Below are 8,903 nucleotides of genomic sequence, written 5' to 3' on the forward strand. Positions count from 1 at the left end.
TAAAATAGTTTCCTAGGAAACTATTTTAATTTAGGAGTGATATTATGATTTATAAAAAGAAAGCTATTTTAATTTATGTAGGTATTTTTTTTAGTTTTTTAGTTTTTTTATTTTTATCCGTTACTTTCCAGATGAACATACCATACTCTTCTAGAGCCTTTTTGGAATATCAAATTGCTCCAGTTTATAGCAAAGTTTCTGGCAGTGTCGATCAAATTTTTGTAAAAAATGGTGAATTTGTAAATATTCATCAACCACTATTTAGTGTTGATAATAAACTATATAAAGCTTCTTACACTTCTGCACTAGGACAATACAATGAAGCTCTTGACTCTATTAAAACTTTAAAAAGTGATATTGAAAAAAATAAAATTATTGTTGAAAAAAATCGAAATATCTATTTACGTAATAAAAAAGAACTTACTAAATTTGAATCTTTATATAAAAAATCATTTATTAGTGAAATTGATTTAGACAATATGAGAACCAAAGTTCTTGAATCAGAAAAAACATTAAAAAACAGTGAAGGTATTTTAGATAATCTTCTTACAAAATATAAAACAAATGAAGATTCTACTCCTACGCTTTTAATAGCAGAAGGAGCTCTAGATAAAGCTAGAATTAATCTTCAAGATACAACTATTCTTTCTCCTATTAATGGTGAAGTGGTTATGGATAATTTTTATCAGAATACATCGATTAAAGAAAATACACCTCTATTTTATATAAAAAATGATAATATATTAAAAGTTAATGTAGATTTAAAAGAAAAAAATATAAAATCAATAACTCCCGATAGAAGGGCTTTAATTTTATTTGATGGAATTCCAGGAATTATTTTTAAAGGTACCGTTGAAAACATAAGTCCAATTTTAGCTCAAGGGTATAGTACATCTAGTTCTCTTGTCAATATTCCAACTGATAATCGTTGGATTAGAGACAATGGAAAAATTCGAGTTTCAATTATTGCTGAAAATTCAAAATCAATAAAACATTTATCAAGTGGCTCTATGGCTTCTGTTATTCTTTTATCAGAAACTAATAATATCTTTTATAATTTTTTAGCTAAAATTTGGATAAATATAATTATGGTGTTTAATTATGTCTACTAGTAACGACAACGTCAATTTTATACCTGATATTTTTAGAAGTCTTCTAGCAATAACTATTGGAATTTTACTAAGTAAATACACAAATTTTTCTTTTAACTTCCAAATTCCTATAATTGCTTTTGGGGTAGTAACTACAATGAAAAAATTTTCTATAAAGATATTCTTTTCTAATTACTGGTGGATTTCATTTTTTGCAGCTTTAGGCTTATTGTTTACAGAGATTTTTAGAGAAAATATTTTAGCTTTTGCTGTTGTTACATTTGCTGTTTTTTTCAGTTGCTTTTTTTTCTCATATAAGCATCCCAATGGTATACGAAGTAGTATCTTAGGTTATTCTTTCACAACTATATATGCTACATATAGTGATAAAGTTGTTGAAAATATGGTTGTTGATATTGTTTTAGTCACAGTTTTAGGAGGGATAATTGGTTGGATATTACTTCTTATTTTTCCAACAAAAGAAGAAAATTTAGGAGTTAAAAAATCTCAACGAGAAGATATTGATAAAGATATTTTTCATATTTTTAAAATAACTATTATCGTTTTTGCTTTATGGTTAGCATATATGTTTTTTGATATCAGAGACACTTTTTTTGCATATGCTACTTTAGCTGGAATTTATACGAATTTAAACTTAGAAAAAATTCATAAACTATCTTTTTTAAATATCACTATTCATAGTTTAGGTTGCTTTTTAGCTATAATTTTTTCATTTTTTATAAACGGAATTAGCAATAATCCATTTATTTTTGCTTTTGCATTAATGGTTTTTATATATCCTATGGTTTACATAGGTTACTATGGTAAAACACCTTTTCAGAAAATATTCTTTTTTGGACTAATTAAAGCTATTATACTTCCTATATGTCTATATCTTACACCTTATGGTGATATCGTTACTAAAGCTTCTACTAGAGCATTACAAATAACTATTATTCTTATTTTTTCAATGTTTTTAACTAGATTTCTTTTATTTATAGAGGGAGGAACCAATGAATAAAATTAAAATTCCTATTTTATTTTCAAGAATAAATAGGTTACAAAAAAAACATCTTAATGATAATTTAAAAATTTTTAATTTAGAATCATCCCAAGGAATTATACTTTTAAAAATTAAAGAGTTAAAAAAAATAACGCCTACTCAACTCGTTGACTTAGGAGTTATTGAAAAACCTGCAATTAGTAAAACTTTAAAAAAATTAGAAGGCTTAGGTTATATTATTAAATCTCAATCTAATCAAGATGCTCGAAGTTTTTATGTTTCTTTAACTAAAGATGGAGAAAGAATTGCAAGTCATGTTGAAGAGTTTCTAGATAAGCTTGATAAAAAGTTTCACACTATTTTAACTGATGATAATATCCAAGAAATTAAAAATGTTTTAGATTATTTAGAGGAAAAGGAAATAAAAAAAAGCTGAACTAAGTTCAGCTTTTTTAATTACTTTGTTCCAAATATTCTATCTCCACAATCTCCTAAACCAGGATAAATATATCCATTTGAATCTAATCCTTGGTCTATTTTAGCAGTATAAATTGCTACATCTGGATGTGTTTGTAAAACTTTTGCTATACCTTCTGGTGCAGCTACTAAACACATAAATACTATATTTTTTACTCCAGCATTTTTTAAATAATCTATTGCGTATATTGCTGATCCACCAGTTGCTAACATTGGATCTACTAATATAACTTGCTTGTTTTGAACATCTACAGGAAGTTTACAGTAGTAATATACTGGTTGTAGAGTTTCTTCATCTCTATAAACTCCTATATGTCCTATTTTTGCTGTTGGAATTAAAGATACGATTCCATCTACCATTCCTAATCCAGCTCTTAAAATAGGTACAACTGCAATGTTTGTTCCTAATGTATATCCAGTTGTTTTCATTAGAGGAGTTTCAACCTCAATTTCATCTAAAACTAAATTTTTTGTCACTTCATAAGTCATCAGCTTAGATATCTCATTTAAATTTTCTCTGAATGATTTTGTATCCGTATTTTTATTTCTTAATAATGTTAATTTATGTTGTATTAGCGGATGATTTATTTCTATTACAGCCATTTTAACCTCCCTAGTTATATTTCTTTAAAAAAAAACAGGACATAGTCCCGTTTTCTTATTTTTTTAATCCAAATCTCTTATTGAATTGCTCTACTCTTCCAGCTGCGTCTATGAACTTAGCTTTTCCAGTATAGAATGGGTGACAGTTTGAACAAACAGCTATTTTAAGCTCGTCTCCCTTTGCTAAAGTTGATCTTGTTTCAAATTTGTTTCCACATGTACAATCAACAGTTATTACTTTGTACTCTGGATGAATTCCTTTTCTCATTAATTTCACCTTCCTAAAATCTTTCTATTTATCGTAAAGATTTTATCATAAATTTTTAACTTTTGCAACATTTTTTTACTAATGATCCGAAGTTTTTTTGATATTTTCTTCTCTTTCCTTTTTATTTTTTTTAATTTTATGATAAAATAATATAAAACTTTAAAAGGAGAATTATGGCTACAAAATATTATGCTTTTATTATAGATAATGAAAATTACTCAAAAATTGTAACTTCTTGGCCTGAATGTCAAAATGCTACTAAAGGAAAAAATGCTCGTTATAAATCATTTAAAACAGAGCTTGAAGCTAAAGAGTGGTTAAAAAATGGTGGTCTATATGAAGATAAAAAATTAAAAATTCAAGAGGCTAAAAATAAATTAGAAGATGGCATCTATTTTGATGCTGGAACTGGACGAGGTATTGGTGTTGAGGTCAGAGTTACTAACCGTTTAGGAATCTCTTTACTTGATAATATTCTTCCTGAAAAAATGATAAATGAATTTGGAAACTATCTCGCTCCTCAAGGTAGCACAAATAACTATGGTGAATTAATAGGTGTTTTTTTAGCTATTGACATTGCTTTAAGAGAAAGAAATTTTAGAATTTTTGGAGATAGTAAATTAATTATTGATTATTGGTCTAAAGGGCATTATAATAAATCGTCACTAAATGAAAAAACTATAAATCTTATTACGAAAACCGCTGAAAAAAGAGCACAATTTGAAAGTCTAGGTGGAACTATTCAGCATGTTTCTGGGGATATTAATCCTGCAGATTTAGGTTTTCATAAATAAATTAGGAGGAGTACATGGAGTTCGAACTATTTGATAAATTACATCTTTTTTATCTTTTGGGATATTCTTTGGTTTTTCTGTTTCTTTATTTTGGAGTTGCATACAATCCACAGCCTAAAAAAATTATGAGGATTATATCTTTTGTCATTTTATTAATTAAATGTGGTGAACTTTTTATTAGATATAAATTAATTGGTGAAGCTTGGTATCAATTGCTTCCACTACACCTTTGCAACATAACTCTTATATTTGCGGTATTTGGATCTATATTTAGGTTTGGACCATTTTTATATGCAACATTCTTTTGGTCTATTGGAGCCGTTTTTGCTCTACTAACACCTGAAGTAAGAGAAACATTCCCTCATTTTTTTAACATAAGTTTTTTCTCAACGCATTTTTATATAATTTTTGTTGCTATAGTTGAGTATAAAGTATTTAAGTTAAGACCATCTTTAGAGTCATGGACCGGTTCATTCTTAGGTTTAAATGTTATTGCAGCTGGTGTTTATTTTATTAATACTGTTCTTGGAACAAATTATCTTTATATTAATAGAAAACCAACTTTCTCATCTCCTCTTAATTATTTTGGAGAGTGGCCATATTACATAATAGTTGTTGAATTTGCTTATGTAACTTTGACTTTATTATTACTATTTTTATTCAAAAAAAAAGATTATAAAATAAAAGTAAACAGGTAGAACAATCTACCTGTTTTTACATTATTACCAATATATCTTTAAGTTCTTTTAACTTCTCCAATGTTTCATTAGAAACTTTTACTCTATACGTTACACGTTCGTTAAAATCTTTATGTAATAACTCCTCATTACCATTTATAAGTAACGTCTCTACTTCATTTATTTTCTCATAAGAAAAATCTAACAAACACTCAACTCTTTCTATAAATTCTACAATTTCTCCTTCTAAGACTGCTAACTTTGCAGTTTTGGCATAATTTCTTACTAAACCACCAGCTCCTAATTTTATGCCACCAAAATATCTTGTCGCTACTACTACTACATTATTTACTTCCATATAAGTCAATATTTCACCCATAGGTTTTCCAGCAGTTCCACTAGGTTCTCCATCATCATCAGCCTTAAAATATTCTTGCCCATTATCAATAACTCTATAAACAGTACAATTATGAGTAGCATCTGGATGCATCTCTCTAATCATACTTATAAAATCTTCAGCCTCTTCTTTTGTTGAAATTGGTTTAGCATAACCTATAAATTTTGATTTTCTTTCTTCAAACTCTATCCTTACAGCTTTTTTTATACTTTTCATTTAACTAACTCCTAATTATCAAATCTATAAATCTCACTAAAATATTGTATATAGGAGACATCATTTTACTTAATATTCCAAAATAACTTAATACTATTATAAATAAAATTCCATATGTGTCTAAAGTAAATACTTTTATTCTATTTTCATCATTTAAAAACGATGCTATAACTCTTGATCCATCTAATGGTGGAATTGGCAAAAGATTAAATGTTCCCAAGGCCATATTTATTATTATAAAATAAATTGATATGTCATTAAAAGGTATTATTCCATATTTTATTAAAATAGCTCCAAGTATCATTAATAAATAATTTGTTAAAACTCCTGCTATTGAAACTAAGAACTCTCCAACTCTCCCATTTCTAAAAGCAAAATAATTTACTGGTACTGGTTTGGCCCATCCTATTATAAAATTCGAACCACTTAACAACATAAAAATTGGTACTAACGCTCCTATTGGATCTAAATGCTTTAATGGATTTAAAGATAGTCTTCCTGAATATTTAGCTGTTTTATCTCCACAAAATAAAGCCATATATCCATGAGCTAATTCGTGTAGTACCAAAGAAAATAGTAAAATTATAACCTTTAAAACAATCATTTTTATCACCTCGCATAAATAGCTTAACACAACTATAATTCTAATGTCAAATATGGAATTTCACTTAGTAATTCAATACTCTTTATTAAAATTATATAAGTATAATTTACCAATGAAATTGTTAAAAATTCTAAATAAAAATTTGATAAAAATATTGTCATAAAACTTATCATTATAAAAACTGATGCTATTGGAATTATAATTAAATTACTAAAAACTGAAAACAAAGGAATCGTATTAAAAAATATATAAAAAATTGGTGTCATACAAAGTTGAATTGTTAATGTCATTAATAGTGTATTTAATACCTTATTTAAATATTTACTTCTATATTTTTTTATTTTAGGAATTTTTTCATAAATAAAAATTATAGAAAATACTGCTATATATGACATCCAAAAAGATATGGAGTAAATCCATGTTGGAAAAATTAAAAGTGAACAACAAAAAGCTAATATAAAACTTTTTTTACTATTTACCTTCTCATATAAAATATTTCCTAATAAATAAATTGATCCCATTATATATGCTCTAAATATTGATGGCGATTTTCCAATGGAAATAACATATAATGTTAGAATGATAAAAACTAAAATATATCTTTTTCTTTTATTAATATTTAATTTTAATAATAACAATGACATTCCAGCAATAATTACCCCAATATGTAATCCAGATATTACTAATAAATGAGCTGTTCCTGTGTATCTAAACTTTTCCTTTACATCTTCATCTAATAAATATCCCTCTCCTAAGACTGTTGCTCTCAAAAAATGCTCTAAACTAAAAGAATAATCTGCACTTATTTTCTTTATTTTTTTTATAAAAAAATTTCTCAATATGTTCTCTTTATTTTTTACCTCTTCTGCCTCTATATTATATTGAACTCCCCATTTTGAAAACTTTATTTTCTTTACTTCTCCTAAAATAATTTTTTCTCCATCTTCTACTTTGTTTACTATAAAATACATATTTTTTACTGGATATTTTCCATTTATATTTTCAATTCTTCCTCTTCCTGCATCTACTCTACCAGTTAGTTCAATGATATCTCCTATCTCAATTTTCTCTTTAAACGTTGTCCAATACAACCTAAAAAAGAAAATTGAGGCAAAAATTATAATTAATGCCCCAATTTCTGTTTTTTTCAACACTCCTCCTATTCATTATATTTAAAATAAAATACATATGAGATTACAAAAGATACTGCTGAAAATATTGCCGATGAGTATATACCAAACTTTGTTACCTCTCCACTTCCTCTTAAAACAAGCATCAATGGTAATACAACTATTGAGACTAAAAATGCCATTTTTAAGAAAAATCCTTGAATTCCAAAGCAAACTCCTTCGATTCTATTATTTATTCTTTTACTTATTTTTTCACTTATATCACTCATCATTGCTGGTGGAAATATAAATGCTGCTCCTGATATTGGTATTCCTAAAAGTGCAAATATTAAAAATCCATATTTTACAGGTATTACTTTTCCTAATAATGATAAAGCTATTGTTAGTATTATTAATCCAACTAAGGATCCTAACATAATTTTTCTATATCCAAATTTTCTAGATAATTTATTTACTGGATAAAAAAATAAAGCTGAGGCTCCAAATAATAAAGCTGATGCTATTGTTATTGTCTCTTTTCCATATCCCATTATATCCTCTACATAATAGTTCATCATGGCTCTTAAAGAGTTAAATCCTACAAAGAAAAATAGTAATCCTAATAAATAATTCCTAAAATCTTTATCTTTTACCACTTCTTTTAAAATCTCTTTAATATTCCCAACATGTTCAACAGGTCTTGAGTATTTTTTTTCTGGAACTAAAAAAACAGTTACATACAGTCCTAAAACACATAAAATACTTAATGAAATAACCATACCTCTAATCCCAACTAATGTATCTCCTTTACCAAAATACTTAATTAAAACTCCTGGTAAAATCATTGCAATTGCACTGTACAATAATCTAAAAACTGACTGCCATGTAGACAAATCCAATCTCTCCTCTGAATTCTCTCCAATTTCTGGTATTAAAGCATTATATGGAGCTCCTACAATTGTATAAAATGTAAAAAATAAAGATCCTATAAGCGCTAAATAGATAAATGTTCCTTTTTCACTTATCATTGGTGGATAGAAAAAGGCTACTGTCGTTATAGCTAGTGGAATAGCTCCTACGGCAATAAATGGTATTCTTCTTCCCCATCTACTATTAAATTTATCTGATAAATATCCTACTACTGGATCTGAAATCATATCTACTACTCTTGAAATAGCTAATGCCAATGATATTAAAACAGGTGTTAAAAATGGTTTAAGTCCTGAGTTTTCCGGTGGAAGATAAAAATATAAAATCCATTGTGCAAATATTTGATCCACAATGGCATAACTTACTCCTACTCCATAAAATATCTGTGTTGTTAAAGGTATTCTTCGCTTCAAATTTTTTCCTCCTCTATCAATTTTAGTAAGTAATTTTTTTGGTTTAGTTCAGGATTTTTCAATACTATATCTAAAGATTTTTCTAATAACTCTTTAATTTTTTTTCCATCTTTTATTCCTAAATTTAATATATCTTTTCCAGAAATTGCTAACTCCTTCAGAAAAATAGGTTCATTATTCATTATAATTTCATTAAATTTCTCTTTTATTAAAGATATATCATCTCTCAAATTTTCTATTTTTAATATATTTTTGAAATCTTCTAACCCTATGGTCATAATCATCTTTTTTATTTCATATTTACTACTAATATTTTTTATT

The 8,903-nt window shown here is 26.6% G+C and carries 12 protein-coding genes; 5 read left to right on the forward strand and 7 right to left on the reverse strand.

Annotated elements, in window-relative coordinates:
- Window positions 1-44 precede the first annotated feature (44 nt).
- The 3 genes from HMPREF0202_RS03110 to HMPREF0202_RS03120 are packed head-to-tail and all read left to right on the forward strand — an operon-like array spanning window position 45 to window position 2,530.
- Window positions 45-1,112 (forward strand): HlyD family secretion protein, encoded by a 1,068-nt coding sequence (locus tag HMPREF0202_RS03110; protein WP_023051927.1) that lies wholly within the window; start codon window positions 45-47, stop codon window positions 1,110-1,112.
- Window positions 1,102-2,112, forward strand: a complete 1,011-nt coding sequence (locus tag HMPREF0202_RS03115) for a hypothetical protein (RefSeq protein WP_023051928.1) — start codon at window positions 1,102-1,104, stop codon at window positions 2,110-2,112. The genes HMPREF0202_RS03110 and HMPREF0202_RS03115 overlap by 11 nt, the downstream gene beginning before the upstream one ends.
- Window positions 2,105-2,530 (forward strand): MarR family winged helix-turn-helix transcriptional regulator, encoded by a 426-nt coding sequence (locus HMPREF0202_RS03120; RefSeq protein ID WP_023051929.1) that lies wholly within the window; start codon window positions 2,105-2,107, stop codon window positions 2,528-2,530. Before HMPREF0202_RS03115 ends, HMPREF0202_RS03120 begins: the two co-directional genes overlap by 8 nt.
- Window positions 2,531-2,550: 20 nt before the next feature.
- On the opposite strand, the gene upp is transcribed toward HMPREF0202_RS03120, so the two are convergent.
- Both upp and rpmE read right to left on the reverse strand, forming a co-directional pair.
- Window positions 2,551-3,174 (reverse strand): uracil phosphoribosyltransferase, encoded by a 624-nt coding sequence (upp, locus tag HMPREF0202_RS03125; protein ID WP_023051930.1) that lies wholly within the window; start codon window positions 3,172-3,174, stop codon window positions 2,551-2,553.
- Between the two features lie 55 nt (window positions 3,175-3,229).
- Window positions 3,230-3,442 (reverse strand): 50S ribosomal protein L31, encoded by a 213-nt coding sequence (gene rpmE, locus HMPREF0202_RS03130; protein WP_023051931.1) that lies wholly within the window; start codon window positions 3,440-3,442, stop codon window positions 3,230-3,232.
- Window positions 3,443-3,615: 173 nt separating this feature from the next.
- Here rpmE and HMPREF0202_RS03135 point away from each other — a divergent pair, with 173 nt between their 5' ends.
- Window positions 3,616-4,236, forward strand: coding sequence for a ribonuclease H family protein (locus tag HMPREF0202_RS03135; protein ID WP_023051932.1), 621 nt, complete (start codon window positions 3,616-3,618; stop codon window positions 4,234-4,236).
- A gap of 14 nt (window positions 4,237-4,250) precedes the next feature.
- Window positions 4,251-4,934, forward strand: a complete 684-nt coding sequence (locus tag HMPREF0202_RS03140; protein WP_023051933.1) for a YwaF family protein — start codon at window positions 4,251-4,253, stop codon at window positions 4,932-4,934.
- A 16-nt stretch (window positions 4,935-4,950) separates the two neighbouring features.
- Here the strand turns inward: HMPREF0202_RS03140 and HMPREF0202_RS03145 are convergent, their stop codons facing one another.
- The 5 genes from HMPREF0202_RS03145 to HMPREF0202_RS15215 form a co-directional block, all read right to left on the reverse strand.
- The gene (locus HMPREF0202_RS03145) at window positions 4,951-5,526 is read right to left on the reverse strand and encodes an IMPACT family protein (protein ID WP_023051934.1); all 576 of its coding nucleotides are present in this window, start codon (window positions 5,524-5,526) and stop codon (window positions 4,951-4,953) included.
- A gap of 4 nt (window positions 5,527-5,530) precedes the next feature.
- The gene (locus HMPREF0202_RS03150; RefSeq protein WP_023051935.1) at window positions 5,531-6,130 is read right to left on the reverse strand and encodes a site-2 protease family protein; all 600 of its coding nucleotides are present in this window, start codon (window positions 6,128-6,130) and stop codon (window positions 5,531-5,533) included.
- A gap of 32 nt (window positions 6,131-6,162) precedes the next feature.
- Complete coding sequence (locus HMPREF0202_RS03155; protein WP_040406218.1) at window positions 6,163-7,281, reverse strand: ComEC/Rec2 family competence protein; 1,119 nt, start codon at window positions 7,279-7,281, stop codon at window positions 6,163-6,165.
- An 8-nt stretch (window positions 7,282-7,289) separates the two neighbouring features.
- A complete protein-coding gene (locus HMPREF0202_RS03160; RefSeq protein WP_023051937.1) occupies window positions 7,290-8,582 on the reverse strand; it encodes an MFS transporter in 1,293 nt (430 codons plus the stop codon).
- The coding region (locus HMPREF0202_RS15215; RefSeq protein ID WP_023051938.1) for a hypothetical protein at window positions 8,579-8,903 on the reverse strand (325 nt) is incomplete at its 5' end. The genes HMPREF0202_RS03160 and HMPREF0202_RS15215, both read right to left, overlap by 4 nt.

It is taken from the genome of Cetobacterium somerae ATCC BAA-474 (assembly GCF_000479045.1).
GTDB classification, from domain to species: domain Bacteria; phylum Fusobacteriota; class Fusobacteriia; order Fusobacteriales; family Fusobacteriaceae; genus Cetobacterium_A; species Cetobacterium_A somerae.

Excerpts from the sequence above, each read along its gene's own strand:
- HMPREF0202_RS03110 (WP_023051927.1), top strand. The coding sequence starts at position 45 with ATGATTTATAAAAAGAAAGCTATTTTAATTTATGTAGGTATTTTTTTT.
- HMPREF0202_RS03115 (WP_023051928.1), top strand. The coding sequence starts at position 1,102 with ATGTCTACTAGTAACGACAACGTCAATTTTATACCTGATATTTTTAGA.
- HMPREF0202_RS03120 (WP_023051929.1), top strand. The coding sequence starts at position 2,105 with ATGAATAAAATTAAAATTCCTATTTTATTTTCAAGAATAAATAGGTTA.
- upp (WP_023051930.1), bottom strand. The coding sequence starts at position 3,174 with ATGGCTGTAATAGAAATAAATCATCCGCTAATACAACATAAATTAACA.
- rpmE (WP_023051931.1), bottom strand. The coding sequence starts at position 3,442 with ATGAGAAAAGGAATTCATCCAGAGTACAAAGTAATAACTGTTGATTGT.
- HMPREF0202_RS03135 (WP_023051932.1), top strand. The coding sequence starts at position 3,616 with ATGGCTACAAAATATTATGCTTTTATTATAGATAATGAAAATTACTCA.
- HMPREF0202_RS03140 (WP_023051933.1), top strand. The coding sequence starts at position 4,251 with ATGGAGTTCGAACTATTTGATAAATTACATCTTTTTTATCTTTTGGGA.
- HMPREF0202_RS03145 (WP_023051934.1), bottom strand. The coding sequence starts at position 5,526 with ATGAAAAGTATAAAAAAAGCTGTAAGGATAGAGTTTGAAGAAAGAAAA.
- HMPREF0202_RS03150 (WP_023051935.1), bottom strand. The coding sequence starts at position 6,130 with ATGATTGTTTTAAAGGTTATAATTTTACTATTTTCTTTGGTACTACAC.